The sequence below is a fragment of the Bradyrhizobium sp. B025 genome, from assembly GCF_042257955.1.
In the GTDB taxonomy this organism is placed as follows: domain Bacteria; phylum Pseudomonadota; class Alphaproteobacteria; order Rhizobiales; family Xanthobacteraceae; genus Bradyrhizobium; species Bradyrhizobium diazoefficiens.
In genome coordinates this window covers 693,346-712,862 of record NZ_CP170150.1, presented here as the reverse complement: position 1 = coordinate 712,862, position 19,517 = coordinate 693,346, and the positions used below count along the sequence as shown (strand labels likewise).

The 19,517-nt window shown below is 65.3% G+C and carries 17 protein-coding genes; 9 read left to right on the top strand and 8 right to left on the bottom strand.

Annotation, left to right across the window (positions count from 1 at the left end; translation table 11 throughout):
- Window positions 1–166: 166 nt before the first annotated feature.
- From ACE10W_RS03370 to ACE10W_RS03345, 6 genes are all read left to right on the top strand, one after another.
- The gene (locus ACE10W_RS03370; protein WP_028173591.1) at window positions 167–1,216 is read left to right on the top strand and encodes an ABC transporter substrate-binding protein; all 1,050 of its coding nucleotides are present in this window, start codon (window positions 167–169) and stop codon (window positions 1,214–1,216) included.
- 85 nt (window positions 1,217–1,301) lie between these two features.
- On the top strand, window positions 1,302–3,110 hold the full coding sequence (locus ACE10W_RS03365; protein ID WP_011084139.1) for a glucan ABC transporter ATP-binding protein/ permease: 1,809 nt from the start codon (window positions 1,302–1,304) through the stop codon (window positions 3,108–3,110).
- Between the two features lie 190 nt (window positions 3,111–3,300).
- Window positions 3,301–4,764 carry a D-alanyl-D-alanine carboxypeptidase family protein gene (locus ACE10W_RS03360; protein ID WP_304550790.1) on the top strand — a complete coding sequence of 488 codons (1,464 nt, stop codon included), beginning with the start codon at window positions 3,301–3,303 and terminating at the stop codon, window positions 4,762–4,764.
- A gap of 193 nt (window positions 4,765–4,957) precedes the next feature.
- A complete protein-coding gene (locus ACE10W_RS03355) occupies window positions 4,958–6,643 on the top strand; it encodes a long-chain fatty acid--CoA ligase (RefSeq protein ID WP_304550789.1) in 1,686 nt (561 codons plus the stop codon).
- A gap of 15 nt (window positions 6,644–6,658) precedes the next feature.
- A complete protein-coding gene (locus tag ACE10W_RS03350; protein ID WP_011084136.1) occupies window positions 6,659–7,213 on the top strand; it encodes a DUF924 family protein in 555 nt (184 codons plus the stop codon).
- Between the two features lie 108 nt (window positions 7,214–7,321).
- Window positions 7,322–7,807: a peroxiredoxin gene (locus ACE10W_RS03345; protein ID WP_011084135.1), complete on the top strand. Its 486-nt coding sequence runs from the start codon at window positions 7,322–7,324 to the stop codon at window positions 7,805–7,807.
- Between the two features lie 119 nt (window positions 7,808–7,926).
- On the opposite strand, the gene rnhA is transcribed toward ACE10W_RS03345, so the two are convergent.
- From rnhA to ispH, 3 genes are read right to left on the bottom strand one after another with little or no spacing between them, the layout of a single operon-like run.
- Window positions 7,927–8,391, bottom strand: a complete 465-nt coding sequence (gene rnhA, locus ACE10W_RS03340) for a ribonuclease HI (protein ID WP_011084134.1) — start codon at window positions 8,389–8,391, stop codon at window positions 7,927–7,929.
- On the bottom strand, window positions 8,388–9,371 hold the full coding sequence (locus tag ACE10W_RS03335) for a homoserine kinase (protein WP_011084133.1): 984 nt from the start codon (window positions 9,369–9,371) through the stop codon (window positions 8,388–8,390). Before ACE10W_RS03335 ends, rnhA begins: the two co-directional genes overlap by 4 nt.
- Window positions 9,372–9,377: 6 nt before the next feature.
- A complete protein-coding gene (gene ispH, locus ACE10W_RS03330) occupies window positions 9,378–10,346 on the bottom strand; it encodes a 4-hydroxy-3-methylbut-2-enyl diphosphate reductase (protein ID WP_011084132.1) in 969 nt (322 codons plus the stop codon).
- Between the two features lie 255 nt (window positions 10,347–10,601).
- On the opposite strand from ispH, the gene ACE10W_RS03325 reads away from it, so the two are divergent.
- Both ACE10W_RS03325 and ACE10W_RS03320 read left to right on the top strand, forming a co-directional pair.
- Window positions 10,602–11,294, top strand: coding sequence for a DUF1013 domain-containing protein (locus ACE10W_RS03325; protein ID WP_028173595.1), 693 nt, complete (start codon window positions 10,602–10,604; stop codon window positions 11,292–11,294).
- A gap of 221 nt (window positions 11,295–11,515) precedes the next feature.
- Window positions 11,516–11,701, top strand: a complete 186-nt coding sequence (locus ACE10W_RS03320) for a hypothetical protein (protein WP_027546983.1) — start codon at window positions 11,516–11,518, stop codon at window positions 11,699–11,701.
- Between the two features lie 69 nt (window positions 11,702–11,770).
- Here the strand turns inward: ACE10W_RS03320 and ACE10W_RS03315 are convergent, their stop codons facing one another.
- The 5 genes from ACE10W_RS03315 to ACE10W_RS03295 all read right to left on the bottom strand — a co-directional run bounded on the left by ACE10W_RS03315 (window position 11,771) and on the right by ACE10W_RS03295 (window position 17,741).
- Entirely contained in the window at window positions 11,771–12,517 is a 747-nt protein-coding gene (locus tag ACE10W_RS03315; RefSeq protein ID WP_028173596.1) for an OmpW family protein, read from the bottom strand.
- Window positions 12,518–12,709: 192 nt separating this feature from the next.
- On the bottom strand, window positions 12,710–12,979 hold the full coding sequence (locus ACE10W_RS03310; RefSeq protein ID WP_304550788.1) for a hypothetical protein: 270 nt from the start codon (window positions 12,977–12,979) through the stop codon (window positions 12,710–12,712).
- 176 nt (window positions 12,980–13,155) lie between these two features.
- Window positions 13,156–15,066: a propionyl-CoA synthetase gene (locus tag ACE10W_RS03305; RefSeq protein WP_304550787.1), complete on the bottom strand. Its 1,911-nt coding sequence runs from the start codon at window positions 15,064–15,066 to the stop codon at window positions 13,156–13,158.
- 303 nt (window positions 15,067–15,369) lie between these two features.
- Window positions 15,370–16,746 (bottom strand): tetratricopeptide repeat protein, encoded by a 1,377-nt coding sequence (locus tag ACE10W_RS03300; RefSeq protein WP_304550786.1) that lies wholly within the window; start codon window positions 16,744–16,746, stop codon window positions 15,370–15,372.
- A 230-nt stretch (window positions 16,747–16,976) separates the two neighbouring features.
- On the bottom strand, window positions 16,977–17,741 hold the full coding sequence (locus tag ACE10W_RS03295; RefSeq protein WP_028173600.1) for a tetratricopeptide repeat protein: 765 nt from the start codon (window positions 17,739–17,741) through the stop codon (window positions 16,977–16,979).
- Between the two features lie 70 nt (window positions 17,742–17,811).
- Here ACE10W_RS03295 and ACE10W_RS03290 point away from each other — a divergent pair, with 70 nt between their 5' ends.
- On the top strand, window positions 17,812–19,389 hold the full coding sequence (locus ACE10W_RS03290) for a sodium:proton antiporter (protein ID WP_011084124.1): 1,578 nt from the start codon (window positions 17,812–17,814) through the stop codon (window positions 19,387–19,389).
- The last annotated feature ends 128 nt before the right edge of the window (window positions 19,390–19,517 follow it).

Below are 19,517 nucleotides of genomic sequence, written 5' to 3'. Positions count from 1 at the left end.
CCCACGTCCCATGCTGGGTTCCCGAACCCCAACACAAGCTGAACGGGGTTGCGTAATCGTGACGCAACCACCGCTCATCCGCCGTTCATATTGGCGCGCGCAGGCTCGTCGCCGGCCGGCGCTGCGAGCGTCACGAAACCACAACAATGCGGGACCGGCGCAACTGATGTCAGAATTCAAGACGATCATTTCTCGTTGCCTGCTGGCGCTCTCGATCTCGCTTGCGACACTGACCGCACGCGACGTCACCGCGGCCGAGACCGCCGTGCCCTCCGTCGCGATCCACTTCACCTTCGACCGCCCGATCGATGCGAGCATGGCGCCGTTCTTCCTTGCCGCGAAGGACGGCAAATTCGGCGCCGAGCGCCTCAACGTCTCCTTCAACACCGCGCCCGGGTCGCCGGAGACGCTCGCGCGCGTCGCCAAGGGCGACAGCGAGCTCGCGCTCGTCGACATCAACGAGCTGATCCGCTTTCGCGACAAGGACGAGGCGGCGCCGCTCAAGGCGGTGTTCGTGCTGTTCAACCGCGCGCCCTACGCGATCGTCGCGCGCAGGAGCCGCGGCATCCACCTGTTGCCCGATCTCGACGGCAAGACCGTCGGAGTCGCCGACAGCGATCTGTCGATGCGGCTGTGGCCGGCACTGGTGCAGCAGAACGGCATCAACGTGTCGCGCATCAAATTCCACAAGATGAGCGCGGCGGTGCGCGAGCCGATCCTGTCCGCGGGGCAAGTCGATGCCGTCGCCGGCTTCAGCTATCTCTCGGCGGTGAACCTGCGCGACCGCGGCGTGCCCGGCGACGATCTCGTGGTGCTGCGCTACGCCGACTATGGCTGCGAAGCCTATGGCTTTGCCGTGGTGGCCAACCCCGCTTTCGCCGCGGCGAAGCCGGACGCGCTTAAGGGATTTGTCCGCGCCTTGATCGCGGGTATCAACGCGACCGTCAAAGAGCCCGCCCGTGCGGCGGACGAGGCCGCGAGCCGTATCGACGACGGCGACCGCGACCTCGAACTGGAGCGCCTGCGCACCGTGCTCGTCGACAACATCCTGACCGACGAGGTCAAGCGCAACGGCCTCGGCGGCATCGACCCGGCGCGGCTGGACCGCTCGATCGACCAGATCGCCCAGGACTTCAAATTCCGCAAGCGGCCGGCCGCGGGCGACATCTTCGACGACCGGTTCCTGCCGCCGGTCGCAGGGCGGCTGATCAATTGAGCAAAACCGCTAGCTTCCGCTGTATCTCGCGAGCGATCCCTGCTTAGAATACGGGCCCCGTTATCCGCCCGAGTTGCCGGTCCGCATGTCCATTTTCAGCCTTTACACCCGCGTTCTCGAGCTGCTCGGCAAGGAGGCGCGGCTGGGCTGGCTGCTGGCGTTTGCCAATCTCCTGCTCGCCGCCTCGCAATTCGCCGAGCCCGTCCTGTTCGGCCGCATCGTCGACGTGCTCTCGGGCAAGTCAGTCGCCGGTTCGAGCTCGGCATGGCCCTTCCTGGCTGCCTGGGTCGCGTTCGGGCTGTTCACCATCGCATGCAGCGCGCTCGTTGCGCTGCAAGCCGACCGGCTGTCCCACCGCCAGCGCCAGGCGGTGCTGACCGACTATTTCGAGCACATTCTGCAACTGCCGCTGACCTTCCACTCCGGCACCCATTCGGGCCGGCTGATGAAGGTGATGCTCAACGGCACCGACGCGTTGTGGCGGCTGTGGCTCGGCTTCTTCCGCGAGCACTTTGCCGCAATCCTCTCGGTCGTGGTGCTGCTGCCGCTGTCGCTCTATCTGAACTGGCGTCTCGCGATCCTGCTGTTCGTGCTCTGCATCGTCTTCACGGCGCTGACGACTTTCGTCGTGCGCCGGACCTTCGGCATGCAGATGGCGGTCGAGGAGCACTACAGCGAGCTCTCCGCGCGGGCCTCCGACGCGCTCGGCAACGTCGCGCTGGTGCAGAGCTTCGTGCGCGTCGAATCCGAGGTGCAGGGGCTGCGCTCGGTCGCCAATCAATTGCTCGAAGCCCAGATGCCGGTGTTGTCCTGGTGGGCGCTCGTCACCGTCATCACGCGCGCCTCCACCACCATCACGGTGCTCGCGATCTTCACGCTCGGCATCGCCCTGCACGACCAGGGGCTGACCTCGGTCGGCGAGATCGTGATGTTCGTGAGCTTTGCGACGCTGCTGATCCAGAAGCTCGAGCAGGTCGTGAGCTTCATCAACAACGTGTTCATGGAAGCGCCGCGCCTGCGCGAATTCTTCAACGTGCTCGATGCCGTGCCGGCGGTCCACGACCGTCCCGACGCGATCGATGCCGGACGCCTGTCCGGCCTCGTCGAGTTCAACGACGTCACCTTCTCCTATGACGGCAAGCGGCCGGCGGTCGAGGACCTCTCCTTCACCGCGCTGCCCGGGCAGACCGTCGCGCTGGTCGGCCCGACCGGCGCCGGCAAATCCACCGCGATTGCGCTGTTGCATCGCGCCTTCGATCCGCAATCCGGCTTCATCAGGATCGACGGCATGGACGTGCGCGGCGTTACACTGACCTCGCTGCGGCGGAACATCGGCGTCGTATTCCAGGAAGCGCTCTTGTTCAACCGCTCGATCGCGGAGAATTTGCGCGTCGGCAAGCCGGATGCGACCGAAGCCGAGATGCGCAAGGCGGCCGAGCGCGCACAGGCGCTCGAATTCATCGAGCGCAGCGGCGGGTTCGAGACCAATGCCGGCGAGCGCGGCCGCATGCTCTCCGGCGGCGAGCGGCAGCGGCTGTCGATCGCGCGTGCGCTGCTGAAGGACCCGCCGATCCTGATCCTGGACGAGGCGACCAGTGCGCTCGACGCCGTTACCGAGGTCAAGGTGAACGCCGCTCTCGACGAAGTGATGAGGGGCCGCACCACCTTCGTGATCGCCCACCGCCTCGCCACCATCCGCAACGCCACGCGGATCCTGGTATTCGAGAACGGGCGCGTGACCGAAAGCGGAACTTTCGATGAACTCGTGGCCAAAGGCGGCCATTTTGCCGAGCTCGCCAGGGCCCAGTTCATGGTGCAGGAACAGTCACGAGCCAACACACGGGCCAGCGTGACGGCGGCCGAGACTATCGCGACTGCGGCCAAATCCCCCTAGCAAGTCCCCGTAGGACCGCCGAAATTCGGCCTATTTCATTGCGGAATACCGCGCCGAAACCCCTATTCTCGACGCAGGAGCCGGTATAGGTTTGCGACGCCGCAAGCGGCGGCGCCGGAATTCAAAACCCGAAACTCAGATCACGAGAACCGTCCGGAACCGGCGGATCTCCAAGGACCGGAATCGGATAGTGCACGCCTTTCGCCCGCTGCTTCGCAAATCCCTGTTCAACCTGTTCGCCGCGGCCCTCGCATGCGCCGCGCTGCTCGCGCCGCGCGCGGCGAGCGCCGAAGCGCTGCTGCTGATCGAAGCCGACAGCGGCAAGGTGTTGCAGGCGGATAACGCGACCATTCCCTGGTACCCGGCATCCGTCACCAAGATCATGACCGCCTATGTCACGTTGAAGGCGGTGAAGGACGGCAGGCTCACGCTCGACACGCTGCTCACGGTGTCGCCGACCGCGGCCTCGCAGTCGCCGTCGAAAATGGGGTTCCGCCCCGGAACACAGCTCACCGTCGACAACGCGCTGAAGATGATGATGGTCAAGTCGGCGAACGACATGGCCGTGGTACTCGCCGAAGGCGTCGGCGGATCGATCGACGGCTTCTCCGTCATGATGAACGATACCGCCAAGAAGCTCGGCATGACGCAGACGAGCTACGTCAATCCGAACGGCCTGCCCGCCGATGGTCAGATCACGTCTGCGCGGGATCTCGGCATTCTCGCACGCTCGTTCCTGCGCGACCTGCCGGAATACGAATACTTCGTGCACATTCCGGCGATCCGTTTCGGCAAGCGCGTCACGGGAAATTTCAACAAGCTGATCGGCCGCTATCCCGGCGCCGACGGTTTCAAGACCGGCTTCATCTGCGCTTCCGGTTACAACCTCGTCGCCTCGGCCACACGCAACGGCCGCCGGCTGATCGCCGTTGTGCTCGGCGCCAATTCCGGAACAGCGCGCGCGGTGAAGGCGGCGCAGCTCCTGGAGCGCGGCTTCAGCCAGGACAATCTGTCGTGGCTGCGTCCCTCGCTCGGCACCGTCGAAAACCTCGTACCGGTCGACGCCTCGCCGCCGAACCTGCGCGACGACATGTGCGGCGGCCATCGCAAGCGGCCGGCGAGCGACGACGACGATGCCCTGATCGCGGCCAATGGCGGCACGACCGGATCGGCCTCCGCCACCGGCGGCGAAGCCCAGGTGACCTTCTTCACCGCCGGGCTTCAGCCGCCCCTGATGAAGGCCTCCGAGCTGATGGCCTCGGCGCCGGCGGCAGCCGAGCCCGTGCTGGTCTATACCGGCCCGACCCGCACCGGCACTGCCCTGATCGCCGCGGTCGCAGCCGATGCCGACCAGCAGGCCACGCCGAAGGCGCGTGGCAAGAAGTCGCGTGTCGCCAAGAAACCCGATGCAGCCGACAAGCCGGCAGATAAGCCGAAGGACACCAAGACGGCGGCAGCGAAGCCAGGCGCCAAGGGTGATGTGAAGAGTGACGCAAAGGCTGACACCAAGACCGCGGCCAAACCCGCGGGGACCAAGCATGCCGCGGCGAAGCCCGATGCGGCGAAACCCGCCGCAAATAGCGATCAGCCGGCAAAACCCGCCAAGCCCAAGGCCGCGACCAAGCCTCCCGCCAAGCCGGCCAACAACAGTTAACGCCCCTGCGAATTAAACCGAAGCCGGCGCTTCGCACCTGCGGCAGCGCGGTTTTGCGACGATTCCAGTAGCCACTCTCCGGCCTTTGCCCTAAGCCTCGACGGCTTGCCACCCGTTCCGGCAGGCTCGATACTGGCGGTAATGAGGCAAGCCCGAGATACAACGGGCTCTGATGTAGGAGAGGGGAGTTTCCATGGAGCGCATCTGGCTTAAGCAATATCCGCCCGGCGTGCCCGCCGATATCGAGCCGACGCAATACGCATCGCTGGTCGACCTTCTGGAGGAGAGCTTCGCCAAGTTCGCCGACCGCAAGGCGTTCATCTGCATGGACAAGTCGATCAGCTACCGCGACCTCGACCAGATGTCGGTTGCGCTGGCCGCCTATCTGCAAGGCCGCGGGCTCCAGCGCGGTGCTCGCGTCGCCATCATGATGCCGAACGTGCTGCAATACCCGATCGCCACCGCCGCGGTGCTGCGGGCCGGCTTTGCGGTGGTCAACGTTAATCCGCTCTACACGCCGCGCGAGCTCGAGCATCAGCTCAAGGATTCCGGCGCCGAAGCCATCATCGTGCTGGAGAACTTTGCCCACACCGTCGAGCAGGTGATCGCGAAGACATCGGTAAAGCACGTCATCGTCGCCAGCATGGGCGATCTGCTCGGCTTCAAGGGCGTGATCGTCAACCTCGTCGTCCGCCGCGTCAAGAAAATGGTACCGGCCTGGTCGCTGCCGGGCGCGGTGTCCTTCAACGACGCGCTGTCGGCCGGCCGCGGCTTGACATTCAACAAGCCGAAACTGTCGCCGGGCGACGTCGCCTTCCTGCAATATACCGGCGGCACCACCGGCGTCTCCAAGGGCGCGACCCTGCTCCACCGCAACATCGTCGCCAACGTCTTGCAGAACGATGCCTGGCTCCAGCCGGCGCTCGCCGCGCCTCCGCATGTCGACCAGTTGATGATCGTCTGCGCGCTGCCGCTCTATCACATCTTCGCGCTGACGGCCTGCTACCTGCTCGCGGTGCGCGCCGGCGGCTGCAATCTCCTGATCCCCAACCCGCGCGACATCGCGGGCTTCGTCAAGGAGCTGGCGAAGTACCAGGTCAACAGCTTCCCGGCCGTCAACACACTGTATAACGGCCTGATGCACCATCCGGACTTCAAGAAGCTCGACTTCTCCAAGCTGAAGATCTCCAACGGCGGCGGCATGGCCGTGCAGCGCCCCGTCGCCGAGCAGTGGAAGGCGGTGACCGGCTGCTTCATCGCCGAAGGCTATGGCCTGTCGGAAACCTCGCCGACGCTGACCTGCAATCCGGCAACCACGAACGATTTCTCCGGCTCGATCGGCATCCCCGTGCCCTCGACCTATATTTCCATCCGCGACGACGACGGCAATGAAGTGCCGCTCGGCCAGGCGGGCGAGATCTGCGCCAAGGGCCCGCAGGTGATGTCGGGTTACTGGAACAGGCCGGAAGAGACCGCCAAGGTGATGACCGCGGACGGCTATTTCCGCACCGGCGACATCGGCGTGATGGACGAGAAGGGCTACACCAAGATCGTGGACCGCAAGAAGGACATGATCCTGGTCTCCGGCTTCAACGTCTACCCGAACGAGATCGAGGAAGTGATCGCGAGCCATCCGGGCGTGCTCGAATGCGCCGTGATCGGCATCCCCGATTCCAAATCGGGCGAAGCGGTGAAGGCCTTCGTGGTGAAGAAGGACCAAAACCTCACCGCCGAAGCCGTGATCAAGTTCTGTCACGAGCAGCTCACCGGCTACAAGGTGCCCAAGCACATCGAATTCCGCACCGACCTGCCGAAGACCAACGTCGGCAAGATCCTGCGCCGGCAGCTCCGCGACGAGAAGAAGGCGGAGGCGGCGTAAGGCTGCCTTTGAGTCATGACTGAGGTCGGCGACATCAAGCCGGCCGGCATTCTCGCCTTCTGGCGCGAGGCCGGCCGCGAGCGCTGGTACAAGCGCAGCGAGGCTTTCGACGCGGAGGTCAGGCGCCGCTTTCTCGCCCTCTGGCAGCAGGCGGCCGCCGGCGAGCTCGCGTCATGGGAGGCAAGCGACGACGGCGCACTCGCGCTCGTCATCGTGCTCGATCAGTTCCCCCGCAACATGTTTCGCGGCGATCCCAGGACGTTCTCCAGCGATGCGCTGGCGCGCGAAATTGCCCGCCGCGCCATCGATCGGGGCGCGGATCGCCGGATCGATCCTGCCCTGCTCGAATTCCTCTACATGCCCTTCATGCATTCCGAGCACCTGCCCGACCAGCTGCACTGCATTGCGCTGTTTCAGGACGCCGACAATGCCGAGAACCTGAAATACGCGCGGGAGCACGCCGACATTATCCGCCGGTTCGGCCGCTTCCCCCACCGCAACCGCGTCCTCGGACGCCCGACCACCGAGGAAGAACAGGCCTTCCTCGACAATGGCGGCTTTTCCGGCTGATGACATCAAGGTGAAGGGCGGCAACCTTCGCCGCTTTCCCTGCCGGCAATATTGTGCAGGCCCGCCGCACAGTCTAAAAAGCGGGATCGATTTTCAGGGAGACTGACGATGGCGATCCAGACTGGCGACAAGCTGCCCGAGGCGAAATTCCGCGTGATGACGGCGGAAGGCCCGCAGGTGAAGACCACCGACGATATCTTCAAGGGCAAGAAGGTGGCGCTGTTCGCGGTGCCCGGCGCCTACACCGGCACCTGCCACAAGATGCATCTGCCGAGCATCTTCCTCAACGCCTACGCCATCAAGGACAAGGGCGTCGACACCATCGCCATCATATCCGTCAACGACGCCTTCGTCATGAACGCCTGGAAGCGCGACACCGACCAGCGCGACGAGGCCGTCTTCCTCGCCGACGGCAATGCCGACTTCACCAAGGCGATCGGCATGGAGCTCGACGCCTCCGCCAACGGCCTCGGCATCCGCTCCAAGCGCTATTCGATGCTGGTCGAGGACGGCGTGGTGAAGAAGCTGAACCTCGAGGCGATGCCCGGCAAGGTCGAGGTGTCAGGCGGCGATACGCTGCTCGGGCAGCTCTGAGATAGATGTCATTCCGGGGCGCCTCGCAGAGGCGAACCCGGAATCTCGAGATTCTCGGGTGCGCAATTGCGCACCTGGGTTCGGTGCTTTGCACCGCCCCGGAATGACGGAACAAACTGCTACTCCGCCACCCTCTGCTGCAACCTCGCCTTCACGATCCCGTCCCGCGCCAGCTGGTCCGCGCGCTCGTTCTCGGGATGGCCGGCGTGGCCCTTGACCCAGTGCCAGCGGACCTGATGCGCCTTCAGCGCGGCGTCGAGACGCTGCCATAGCTCGACATTCTTGACCGGCTTCTTGTCGGCGGTGCGCCAGCCGTTGCGCTTCCAGCCGTGGATCCAGCCCGTGATGCCCTGCCGGACATACTGGCTGTCGGTGTAGAGATCGACGGTGCACGGCTTCTTCAGCGCTTCGAGCGCCGAGATCGCCGCCATCAACTCCATCTGGTTGTTGGTGGTGTGACGCTCGCCGCCGTTCAGCTCCTTCTCCTTGTCGCCGAACTTCAGGATCGCGCCCCAGCCGCCGGGCCCGGGATTTCCCGAGCACGCGCCGTCGGTATAGATCGTGACGACGGGAAGCTCGCTCACGCGACCAGTCCTGACGGCATCAGCCCGTAGTCGCGCACGCTCGAAACGCTCTGGTGGAAGCGCAGCTTGCGGACATATTCCAGCGGATCCTTCGGCCTCACCAGCGCACCAGGCGGCACGTTGAGCCAGTCGACCAGCCGCGTCAGCAGGAAACGGATCGCCGCGCCACGCGCCAGCAGCGGCAGCGCGGCCTCTTCCGCCTCCGAGAGCTTGCGCACGCGGCCATAGGCGTTGAGGAAAGCGCGCGCCTTGGTGACGTTGAAGGAGTGATCCGGCTCGAAGCACCACGCGTTGAGGCAGATCGCGACATCGTAGGCCAGCATGTCATTGCAGGCGAAGGTGAAGTCGATGATCCCCGAGAGCTTGTCGCCGAGGAAGAAGACGTTGTCGTTGAAGAGGTCGGCATGGATCACGCCCTCGGGCAGATTGGTCGGCCAGACCCCGCTCGCGAGATAGTCGAGCTCGGCTGCGAGAAACGCGCGCAGGCCCGGCTGCACCTCGTCGGCGCGGCTTGCGGCCGCATCGAACAACGGTCGCCAGCCCGCGACCGAGAGCGCGTTCGCGCGCCTGATCGCGAAATTGGCGCCGGCCAGATGCATCCTGGCCAGGCCCTCGCCGACGCCGGCGCAATGGGCCGCGTTCGGCTTGCGCGGCCAGACGCCTTCGAGAAAGGTGATGATCGCGGCGGGGCGGCCCGACAGCTCGCGCAGCGCCTCGCCGTCTCTTCCCTTCACCGGCAGCGGACAATTGACGCCGTGCTCGGCGAGATGCGTCATCAGCGCGAGGAAGAACGGCAGATCGTTCTTCGCCACGCGCTTCTCGTAGAGCGTGAGGATGAACGATCCCTTGGTGGTGTGCAGCAGGAAGTTGGAGTTCTCGACGCCCTCGGCGATGCCCTTGTAGGAGAGCAATTCGCCGAGATCGTATTGGCTCAGGAAATCCGCAAGCTCGTCGGCGGCGACGTCGGTGTAGACCGCCATAGAGGTCTACTCGGCGGCGGCTTCGGGGCGCACCTGGCGCGGCAGCGGGAAGAACTCGTTCTCTTCCGCGGCCGAGACCGTCTCCACATGCAGCGTGAAGCGCTCGGCGAACGCGTCCATGATCTCCTCGACGATCACTTCCGGCGCCGAGGCGCCCGCGGTGATGCCGAGGCTGGTGATGTTTTCGAACCGCTTCCAGTCGAGATCGGCGGCGCGTTGCGCCAGTACCGCGATCGGGCAGCCCTCACGCTCGGCGACCTCGCGCAGGCGCTGTGAGTTCGACGAATTCGGCGCGCCGACCACGATCAGGGCGTCCACCACCGGCGCCACCTTCTTCACCGCGAGCTGGCGGTTGGTGGTGGCGTAGCAGATGTCTTCCTTGTGCGGCCCGTTGATGTTCGGGAAACGCTCCTTGAGCAGCGCGACGATCTCTGCGGTGTCGTCGATCGACAGCGTGGTCTGGGTCACGAAGGCGAGGTTGTTGGGGTCCTTCGGGGTGATGGTCTTGGCGTCCTCGGCGGTCTCGATCAGGGTGACGGCGCCGACGGGGAGCTGGCCGAGCGTGCCGACCACCTCGGGGTGATGGGAATGGCCGATCAGGAAGATCTCGCGGCCGCGCTTGAAGTGGATCGCCGCCTCGCGGTGGACCTTGGTCACCAGCGGGCAGGTCGCGTCGAGCGAGAACAAATTACGGGACTGGGCGTCGGCGGGAACCGATTTCGGCACGCCATGGGCCGAGAATACGACCGGCGCGGTGGTACTTTCCGGGATTTCGGCCAGCTCCTCGACGAAGATGGCGCCCTTCTTCTTCAACCCGTCGACGACGTATTTATTGTGCACAATCTCATGGCGAACATAGACGGGGGCGCCGTATTTATCGAGCGCCCGTTCCACGGTGTCGATCGCCCGGACCACCCCGGCGCAGAAGCCGCGGGGAGAACAAAGCACGATCTTCAGGTCTGGTTTGGCTGACATTGAGCGATCTCGGGACCGAATCACCTCGCCGAATGGGGCGGGAAGCGGTCGATGGATGAATAGGGCTTAGGGTACGGGCTTACAGCGACTTCAGAGGGAATTGGGCCCCCTTTCGGGCGCTGTCAAGGCACTATCTATAGCAGAACCATTGCGTGGCTAGCCCCTCCGGGCTTATATAGCGCGAATTCCCAGTCATCGCTGATGACCACCGGCTTCGCCTCCAAAGGGGTGGGCGAAGCACAAAGGAGATTTGCCATGAGCAACGCACCTCTGATGCCCAAGGCGACCGCCGTCTGGCTGCTCGACAACACCGCGCTGACCTTCGACCAGGTCGCCGATTTCACCAAGATGCATCCCCTCGAGGTGCGCGCGATCGCCGACGGCGACGCCGCCCAGGGCATCAAGGGCATGGATCCCCTCTCCAACGGCCAGCTCACCCGCGAGGAGATCGAGAAGGGCGAGAAGAACCCGGATTACCGGCTCCGCCTCCAGGAGAGCAAGGTCGTGCTGCCGCCGCAGCCCAAGCGCAAGGGCCCACGCTACACCCCGGTCTCGCGCCGCCACGAGCGCCCGAGCGCCATCCTCTGGCTGCTACGCAACCATGCGGAGCTCAAGGACGCCCAGATCATGCGCCTGGTCGGCACTACCAAGAGCACGATCGCCAGCGTGCGCGACCGCACCCACTGGAACACGTCCTCGCTGACCCCGATCGATCCGGTCACCCTCGGCCTCTGCTCGCAGATCGAGCTCGATTTCGAGGTGGCCCGCGCGGCCAAGGAAAAGCCGATCGACGCGGCCTATGGCGGCGCGACCCTGCTGCCGGCCTCGGAGACCACCAAGAAGGACGAGTTCGAGCCGGCCGAGCGATCGAGCGACGACCTCAACGTGGACGCCGTGTTCGCCAAGCTGAAGACCCTCGGCGGCAAGAAGCAGGACGAGGAGGAGTAATTCCCCCTCCTCCGATTTACCATCAAGCTGGATTTGAACGCGGCGGCCCCCCGCCGCGTTTTTATTTGGGCGCGCGGGCGAGTGTCGATGCCTGCCTGGCAGATTCGCGGAGGCCAGGGCGAGAGGCTGCATGATCTCGGCAGCCAGCCGGCGAGGCGCACGTGGCCGCAATCTGGAACGATGCGTATGATGTCGCATTGTTCCCGCGCGGAGGATCAGAGATGCAAGTCAACGAAGAACGCTTTGCCTTGATGCTCGGTCACGCGGCGCTGTCGGTCTGGGGTGAGATGCCCCGGGACATTCAGGAATCGCTGTTCGAGATCGCCGTACAAGGGCACCCCGAGGATCGCGACCCGCTCGCGAAGCTCCTGCACGATCGGCATCCCCGCACCGTGCATTCGGACTGACAGGATACAGGATTGGTCGAGCAGATCGACGCGGCGCCGGGCCCCCCGCCCGGCGCCGCGAAGACGTCATCAGAACTTGTAGGTGACGCCGCCGCCGACCAGCCACGGGTCGATATGCGCGTTGCCGGTGACAGGCAGGCCGCTGACGGTCGCGCTGTAGTCCGGCCGCAGCCAGAGCTTCTTGACGTCGACGTTGAGACCCCAATGCCGGTCGAGCATGTAGTCGAAGCCGAACTGCACGGCGCCGCCCCACGCATTGCTGACGTGCAGGCTCGTGGTGGTGGCGACGATCGCGGGCGGGCCGACGATGGCGGCCGGCGCATTGGCGGCGGAATTGTTGAAGAACACGGTGTAGTTCACGCCCGCACCGATATACGGCTTGAACGCGCCGAAATTGTCGAAGTGATATTGCAGCGTCAGCGTCGGCGGCAGCAGCGTGGTCTTGCCGATCGGCAAATTCGCGAGCGAGCCGGTGCCGCTGATCGAATGCCTGGTCACACCGAGGATCAGCTCGGCCGCGATGTTCCTGGTGAAGAAATAGCTGATGTCGAGCTCGGGCACGACCTGGTCGCTGATCGAGAGGCCGGAATTCGGCGACGACAGCGACGGCACGCCCGCGACGTTGACGGTCGAGCCGCCGGCATCGGGCAACACACCGAGCACGCGCAGGCGCACCATCCAGGGATTGAACGCCTCCACGGGCGGCGGCGCCTTCTTGTAGACCGGCAGGTCCGCGGCCTGCGCCGAGGCAAAAGTCCCCGCGAGCATCGCACCGACCATCGCGATCCGCGCCAAGTGTCTTGTCGTTCTCTGCATTTCAATCCCCTTCAGCCGTCTCTCGCGCATCGTTGCGCGACACCAGCGTCAGAGCAGAAAGGGGATGGTGAAGGATTTGACGCCGATCAAATCCGGCGAAACGCGGCACGATTTGTGCCGCGGCGTTGCAGATGTGTCACGAGGACCGCGAATGCGAGCAAGTGGCCAGGCAGGATTATACCGCGCCCGATATCACGGCCGCTCGGGATGGTTCAGCATGTACTCGCCGAGATCGCGCTGGCGGCGGTCGGCGCGGGCGGTGGCGGCGCTGCGCTGGACGTCACGGTCCTTGCGGCAGGCCACATATTCCGGCGAGCCCGCCGTATAACCGCGGCTTTGGCACACCGCGTCGTCATCGTCGCCGCCCACAGCCACGGGCGTCTGGTAGCGCGCCGAGCAGGCGGAGAGCGCAATGGCGAGAGCTAAGGCTGCAAGCAGGCGCGGCGCGGTGGCGAGTGGCATACGAGGTCCCCTGTTGGCGGGCCCTGTTTAGCCCGGAATGAGGAGATTGTAAGTCGGCAACACCGTCATTCCGGGGCGGTCCGCAGGACCGAACCCGGAATCTCGAGATTCCCAGGTGCGCAATCGCGCACCATAGTTCGATGCTTCGCATCGAACCGGAACGACGGTTCGAAACCTCACACCCGCCCCTTCAGTGCCGCCCCGATCTCGTCCAGCACCTTGGGGTCCTCGATCGTCGCGGGCATGGTCCAGGACTCGCCGTCGGCAATCTTCTTGATGGTGCCGCGCAAAATCTTGCCGGAGCGCGTCTTGGGCAGGCGGCCGACGGTGATGGCGAGCTTGAAGGCGGCGACGGGGCCGAGCTTGTCGCGCACCAGCGCAATGATTTCCTTCTCGATCTCGGCGGGTGCGCGCTTCACGCCGGCCTTGAGCACCAGGAAGCCGCAGGGCACCTCGCCCTTGATCGCGTCCTTGACGCCGAGCACGGCGCATTCGGCGACGTCGGGATGCGAGGCCAGGATTTCCTCCATGCCGCCGGTGGACAGGCGATGCCCGGCGACGTTGATGATGTCGTCGGTACGGCCCATCACCCAGACATAACCGTCCTCATCCTTGTAGCCGGCGTCCGAGGTTTTGTAATAGCCGGGGAATTCGCTGAGGTAAGCCTCCTTGAAGCGCTCGTCCTGCTTCCACAGCGTCGGCAGGCAGCCCGGCGGCATCGGCAGCTTGATGACGATCGAGCCCATGGTGTTGGGACCGACAGGCTTGGCCGCTTCATCGACCACGTCGACCTGGTAGCCCGGCATCGGCACCGTCGGCGAGCCGTGCTTCACCGGCAGCATGCCGAGGCCGACCGGATTACCGGCGATGCACCAGCCGGTCTCGGTCTGCCACCAATGGTCGATCACAGGCACCTTCAGCTGCTGCTCCGCCCATTCCACCGTGGGCGGATCGGCGCGCTCGCCGGCGAGGAACAGCGTGCGGAATGTCGACAGGTCGTATTGCCGGATGAACTTTCCTTCCGGATCCTCTTTCCGAATCGCGCGGAACGCGGTCGGCGCGGTGAACAGCGCCACCGCCTTGTGCTCGGAGATGACGCGCCAGAATGCGCCGGCATCGGGCGTGCCGACCGGCTTGCCCTCATACATGATCGACGTCGCGCCGTGCAGCAGCGGGCCGTAGACGATGTAGCTGTGGCCAACCACCCAGCCGATGTCGGAGCCGCACCACCAGACCTCGCCCGGCTTGACGCCATAGAGGTTGAACATCGACCATTTCACCGCGACCAGATGGCCGCCATTGTCGCGCACCACGCCCTTGGGAATGCCCGTGGTGCCCGAGGTGTAGAGGATGTAGAGCGGATCGGTGGCGGCGACCGGCACGCAAGGCGCCTTCTTGCCGTCGTTCATCGCCTTGCGGCGCAGGCTCGCCCAATCGTAATCGCGGCCCGGCGCCAGGTCACAGGTGAGCTGCGGACGTTGCAGCACGATGCAGGCCTTCGGCTTGCTGCCGGCAAGCCTGATCGCCTCGTCGAGCAGCGGCTTGTACTGCACGATGCGGCCGGGCTCGATGCCGCAGCTCGCCGACAGGATCAGCTTCGGCTGTGCATCGTCGATGCGGGTGGCAAGCTCCTTCGCGGCAAAGCCGCCGAACACGACCGAATGCACCGCGCCGATGCGCGCGCAGGCGAGCATCGCGACCACCGCCTCCGGCACCATCGGCATGTAAAGGATGACGCGATCGCCCTTGGCGACGCCGAAATCCTGCATGACGGCGCCGAGCGCCTGCACCTCGTTCAGCAGCTCGGCATAGGTGAGCTTGGTGATCGAGTTCGTCAGCGGCGAATCATGGATCAGCGCGACCTGGTCGGCGCGGCCGCGTTCGACATGGCGGTCGAGCGCGTTATAGCAGGTGTTGACCACGCCGCCGGTGAACCAGCGGCCGTAGGTTCCTTGCGACGCGTCGAAGATCGTCTTGGGCGGCTCGATCCAGTCGATTTCCCTGGCCGCCTCGGCCCAGAAGCCCTGGGGATCAGCCAGCGAGCGTGCATGGACCTCGTGATAGCTGCTCTTGCCCTGGATGTTCATGTCCCGCGCTCCCGTTTCCCTTATTTGCCTAGCCTTGACCTGACGACAGGACAGCCGTCCCGCCATGACCAGGATCAATCGCCGGCCTTGTTTGAGAGGTATTTTCCCGGGATCGGGCCGCGGTTCAAGCTGAAAAGGATGATGTCCTTCCCCCTCTCCCCGCTTGCGGGGAGAGGGTCGGGGTGAGGGGGAGTCTCCCCGGGGACGGTGAGAGCTGGACTCGCGGAGAGTCCCCCTCACCCGGAATTTGCTGTCGCAAATTCCGGCCTCTCCCCGCACGCGGGGAGAGGCGAAGAATCCCGCCTACCCCTCCATCGCGTTCAGCCGCTGCAACCGCTCCTGCATGACCTTCCTCAGATCATAGCCGGGCCGGCCAAAGCTTGAGTTGCGGAGGCTAAGGAAATCGCGCTGGGTACGGCGCAGGTCGCCGGCCGAGCGCTTGTTCGCGGATTTCAGCACGCGCTCGTAGGTCTCGGCGATCTGGCGGTCGAGCACGCCCAGCTCCGGATCGGCGCAGATCACCTTCTCGACCTCGCGCTTCGCGGTCGCGCACTCGAAGGACGGGCCGTTGCCGGAATTCGCCGCGAGCGGACGCCGCGGCTCATCGCCGAATTTCGCGATCTCCGCGATCATGGTGCGGCGGCCGTTGGCCGCGTTGTCATTGCCGGGATCGAGCTTCAGCGCGGTCTCGTAATCGGCCAGCGCCTTCCTGCGCTCGCCCATCTTCTTGTAGAGCACGGCGCGGTTGTTGTAGGTCTGCGCGAAATTCGGGTCGAGCTTCAGCGCGGCTTCGTAGTCGTTCAACGCCGCTCCGAGCTCGCCCTTGAGCTGATAGGAATCGCCGCGGTTGGTGAAGAAGTTCGGCTTCGGCGCCAGCCGCAGCGCCTGGTCGTAATCGGCGATCGCCTTGTCGTATTCGCCCATCGCGGCTAGCGACAGGCCGCGATTGTCGTAATATTCCGGCACCTTCGGATCGAGCCTGATCGCCTCGCCGTCGTCGGCGACGGACTTGTCGAGCTGGCCGAGCTTCTTGTAAGCCGCGCCGCGATTGGTGTAGGTGCGCGGCCGGCTCGGATCGAGCCGCAGCGCCTCGCTGAGATCGCGGATCGCCTTTTCGTTGTCGCCGCCGAGATAATAGGTCACGCCGCGGTCGGACCAGGCCTGCGCGTCATCCGGCTTCAGCTTGATCGCCTGGTCGTAATCGGCCAGCGCGCGGTCGAGCCGGCGCTGACTGGTGTAGACGACGCCGCGCAGCTCGTAGGACTCCGCATCCTGCGGATCGAGCTCGATCGCCTTGCTGAGGTCCGCCGCGGCGCGGTTGAGATCGCCGCCGGCCTCGCGCAGGAGATCGCCGCGCAGGCGCCAGGCTTTTGCGTTCTTGCCGTCGAGTGCGATCGCGCGATCGATGTCCCGCAGGGCCTGGGTGAGACCACCCGAGGTGCGCGCATTGGCGTCAGCACGGACCAGCAGCGCCGCAGCGCGATCGGAGCTCGAATTGGCCGCCTGGTCGATGATGGCGCTGCACGACGTGATCAGCTCGGCGGGAGCAGCCTTGCTGCCGGCGATACAATCGGCGGCGGCCGAGGCAGGCGCGGCGAGGACAAGGCTCATGGCGGCGCTGAGCAGGAGGGCGCACAGCGAGGTTTTGGATGTTTGCGCGGAAGAGCGCGTGCCGCACATGAGGAAGGCTCCGTGACGTCAGGTTTTCACCATTGTCGCGGTGGATTGGCGATGGGTTCAAGCGCGCCCAGCAAGCGACGCACCGGCACCTGCACTCCCTCGCCCCGCTTGCGGGGAGAGGGGGAGCCTCAGCGGGGACGGCAGCAGTGAGACTCGCGGAAAGTCCCCCTCACCCGGAATTTGCTCCGCAAATTCCGGCCTCTCCCCGCACGCGGGGAGAGGCGAAGAACTCAATACCCGTCCACCCCGTTGATCTGTTGCAGCCTGTCCTGCATCGCCTTCTTCAGATCATACCCCGGTCGGCCAAACCCGCTATTCCTGCGCGCGATGAAATCGTCCTGTTCGCGCTGGATCTTGCGCGCCTCCGCCGGGCTCTGGGCTTCGCGGATGACGCGCAAATGCGATCCGTAGATCTCGCGGTCGAGATCGGCGAGCTCGCGATTTCCGCAGATCGCCTTCTCCACGGCGCGGGCCGCGCGGGCGCAATTGAAGCTGGGCTTGCCCGCGACCGCCATCTGCGCGCCGATCCGCTCGAGCTCGCGCGCCATAGCCTTGTGATTGGCCTTGGCCTTCTCGTGGTTCGGATCGAGCTTCAACGCGGCGCCGAAATCCTGCACCGCCTTGGGCTTGTCGCCTTTCTTCAACCAGAGCTCGCCCCGCGCGTTGAAGACATCCGCGAGGGTGGGATCGAGCAAGAGAGCACGGCTGTCGTCGGCGATCGCGCGGTCGACCTGATCGTGCCGCGCGTAAAGCGCGCCGCGCGCGACGAGCGCCTTGATCAGGTCCCCCTTCGCCGTCTTCTCATTGTCGATCACGTCAGCGCAGGCGGAATTGGCCTTGTCCATGTCGTCGCCAGCGGCAGCCGCAAGGCACGGCGCGATGTCGACCTGCGTGACGGCGGCCGGCTCGCCACCGGTCGCGGCCAGGGCCACGCCGAGCGGGAGCGCGCAGAGCAGTACGGCACCGGACCATTGAATGAGATTTTGAAAACGCATGCTTGCCGCAGTCAGGAGGTCTTGCCTTGAGGCCGTACTATCCATCATACGGCCGGATTGGTGCTAGCTTGTGGCGCCGCTCAAATCGGTTTCGGGGATTATCGTGTCGACATTCGAATGGATCATCGCGCTGCTGCTCGGCGCCGTTGCCTTATCGGCGCTGGCGCGGCGGATCAAGGTCCCCTACCCGACCTTTCTCGCCATCGGCGGCGCCCTGATCGCTTTCGTTCCGAATAGTCCGACCTGGACGCTGGAGCCGGACCTGGCACTGGCGCTTTTTGTCGCACCGGTCCTGCTCGATGCGGCCTTCGACACCTCGCTGCGGGACCTGCGCAACAACTGGGTTCCGGTCTCGACCCTCGTCGTGGCCGCGGTCGGCCTGACCACGGTAGGAGTTGCCTACGTCGCGCACCGGCTGATGCCTGACATGCCCTGGGCCGCCGCGATCGCGCTCGGCGCCATCGTGGCGCCGCCGGATGCCGCGGCGGCGGTCGCGATCCTGAGCCAGGTCAAGCTGCCCCATCGCATGGTGAAGGTGCTGGAGGGTGAGAGCCTGCTCAACGACGCGACCTCGCTGCTGATCTATCGGATCGCCGTCGGCGCGGTCGTCATGCAGCATCTGAAATGGAGCGAGGTCGCGCCGACGATCGCGCTGGCGCTGGTCGGCAGCGTCCTCGCCGGTCTGCTGGCGGGGCGCATCATACCGCTGTTCCTCCAACGCGTGAAGGAAGCGCCGAGCGCGATCATCCTGCAATTCGCCACCACCTTCATGGTGTGGATCGCCGCCGAGCATCTCGGCCTCTCCGGCATCCTCACCATCGTCGTCTACGCCATCACCATGGCGCGCACGGCGGGGGCGCACATGCCGGCGCGGCTGCGGGTGCCGTCCTATGCGGTGTGGGAGACGATGGTGTTCGTGCTCAACGTGCTCGCCTTCATGCTGATCGGCATGCAGATGCGGCCGATCTGGACGCGATTGGACGCGGACGTGCGCTGGGAATATTGCGTGGCGGCAGCCTGGATCCTGCTCACGGTGGTCCTGGTGCGGCTGCTCTGGGTGACGTTCTACCGCACGACATTGCGCGCGCTGATTGCCCACGGACTTTATCATCCCAAGGATCCGAAACAGGTGGCCTCGCCGAAGGGCGGCCTCATCATCTCCTGGTGCGGCATGCGCGGCCTCGTCACGCTCGCGACCGCCTTCGCCCTGCCGGAGAACTTTCCCTATCGCGACTTCATCGTCTTCATCGCCTTTGCCGTCGTGCTGGGATCGCTCGTCATCCAGGGCCTGACGCTGCGGCCGCTGATCCTGGCCTTCGGGCTCAAGGACGACGATCCCGTCGGCATCGAGGTCGCGCGCGGACGCGCGGTCGCCTATCGCGCGGCGCTCGATGCGATCGAGAGCGACCCGTCGGAGGAGGCGGAAATCCTGCGGCTCGAATATCGCGCCATCCTGATGCAGGCGGACGACGATCCGAACGGCGGCATTGCCAGTGGCGAATTACCGGCCGATCCGCTGCGCCGCCGCGCCATCGAGGCTGCGCGCAAATCGATCTTCGACCTGCGCGCCACCGAGGTGATCGGCGACGACGCCTTTCACCGCCTCGAGGAGGAGCTCGATCGCGCAGAATTGAGCGCGGGGGGATAAGCCTCAAGAGCAGCACACTCCGCTGTCGTCCCGGACGAGCGAAGCTCCAGACAACGCGCAGCGTTGACTGGAGCGGAGCGCCGATCCGGGACGACAGCGGGGCATTGAACCAAACGCCGTCTCTTCAG

What these genes read in the sequence shown, in the direction of transcription:
- ACE10W_RS03370 (WP_028173591.1), top strand. Translation starts at nt 167, where the DNA reads ATGTCAGAATTCAAGACGATCATTTCTCGTTGCCTGCTGGCGCTCTCG.
- ACE10W_RS03365 (WP_011084139.1), top strand. Translation starts at nt 1,302, where the DNA reads ATGTCCATTTTCAGCCTTTACACCCGCGTTCTCGAGCTGCTCGGCAAG.
- ACE10W_RS03355 (WP_304550789.1), top strand. Translation starts at nt 4,958, where the DNA reads ATGGAGCGCATCTGGCTTAAGCAATATCCGCCCGGCGTGCCCGCCGAT.
- ACE10W_RS03350 (WP_011084136.1), top strand. Translation starts at nt 6,659, where the DNA reads ATGACTGAGGTCGGCGACATCAAGCCGGCCGGCATTCTCGCCTTCTGG.
- ACE10W_RS03345 (WP_011084135.1), top strand. Translation starts at nt 7,322, where the DNA reads ATGGCGATCCAGACTGGCGACAAGCTGCCCGAGGCGAAATTCCGCGTG.
- ACE10W_RS03335 (WP_011084133.1), bottom strand. Translation starts at nt 9,371, where the DNA reads ATGGCGGTCTACACCGACGTCGCCGCCGACGAGCTTGCGGATTTCCTG.
- ispH (WP_011084132.1), bottom strand. Translation starts at nt 10,346, where the DNA reads ATGTCAGCCAAACCAGACCTGAAGATCGTGCTTTGTTCTCCCCGCGGC.
- ACE10W_RS03325 (WP_028173595.1), top strand. Translation starts at nt 10,602, where the DNA reads ATGAGCAACGCACCTCTGATGCCCAAGGCGACCGCCGTCTGGCTGCTC.
- ACE10W_RS03320 (WP_027546983.1), top strand. Translation starts at nt 11,516, where the DNA reads ATGCAAGTCAACGAAGAACGCTTTGCCTTGATGCTCGGTCACGCGGCG.
- ACE10W_RS03315 (WP_028173596.1), bottom strand. Translation starts at nt 12,517, where the DNA reads ATGCAGAGAACGACAAGACACTTGGCGCGGATCGCGATGGTCGGTGCG.
- ACE10W_RS03310 (WP_304550788.1), bottom strand. Translation starts at nt 12,979, where the DNA reads ATGCCACTCGCCACCGCGCCGCGCCTGCTTGCAGCCTTAGCTCTCGCC.
- ACE10W_RS03305 (WP_304550787.1), bottom strand. Translation starts at nt 15,066, where the DNA reads ATGAACATCCAGGGCAAGAGCAGCTATCACGAGGTCCATGCACGCTCG.
- ACE10W_RS03300 (WP_304550786.1), bottom strand. Translation starts at nt 16,746, where the DNA reads ATGTGCGGCACGCGCTCTTCCGCGCAAACATCCAAAACCTCGCTGTGC.
- ACE10W_RS03295 (WP_028173600.1), bottom strand. Translation starts at nt 17,741, where the DNA reads ATGCGTTTTCAAAATCTCATTCAATGGTCCGGTGCCGTACTGCTCTGC.